The organism is Achromobacter sp. RT286_PF, from assembly GCF_059760425.1.
On sequence record NZ_JCBAMR010000085.1, the window covers coordinates 1 to 673 of the forward strand.

The 673-nt window shown below is 65.1% G+C and carries 1 protein-coding gene; it reads right to left on the reverse strand.

Annotation, left to right across the window (positions count from 1 at the left end):
• The coding region (gene tssI, locus AC6LJY_RS27955) for a type VI secretion system tip protein TssI/VgrG (protein WP_498137238.1) at positions 1–673 on the reverse strand (673 nt) is incomplete at both ends.

The window sequence follows — 673 nt, forward strand, 5'->3', positions numbered from 1 at the left end:
CCGGGCGCCAGCCGTGGTTCCAGTCATCACGCGGGTGGCCGGTCAGGTCGAACGCCACGCCGGGAATTAGCCGTGCGTCGTCGCCGTGCACCTGGGCCATGCGCGCATCGCGGCGCAAGCCCAGCAGACGGCTTTGCGTGAAGGGTTTGCCGGCCTCGTCGCGCTTGTAGCGGCCAGGGTAGTCGTAGCGCTCGTAGCGACCGTCTTGGTGTTGCAGGTCGGTGGCGACGTGCGTGTGTTCCTGGTCGTACTGCGGGTGTGTGTAGGTGTAGTCGCGTTGCGTCTGGCGGGCGGTGCGTAGTTGTTCGGTGTAGATGAAGCGATGCAATGCGGGCTGGTGTTGATCGCCGCCCGGCGCGGGGTTGTAGACGACCGGCCCGCCGGCGATCTCACCATGGATGTAGATGCGGTCGCCGTGGATCAGGCGGTGGGAATTTTCGGTATGGGCGTAGCGGTGAAAGTAGCCCTCTTCGGCGGCCAGGCGCGCCACGAAATCCAGATCGGTTTCGCCGGCCTGCACGCAGTATTCACGTACCAGGTGGTGGCGGGTGGTGACCTGTTCGTAGTCGGTAATGCCATGGCGCTTGAAGACATCGGCCAGGATTTCCGGCACGGACAGTTGCTGGTAGATGCGCCAGTCCGAACACAGCGCCGCGCGCGCCAGCGACGGTTC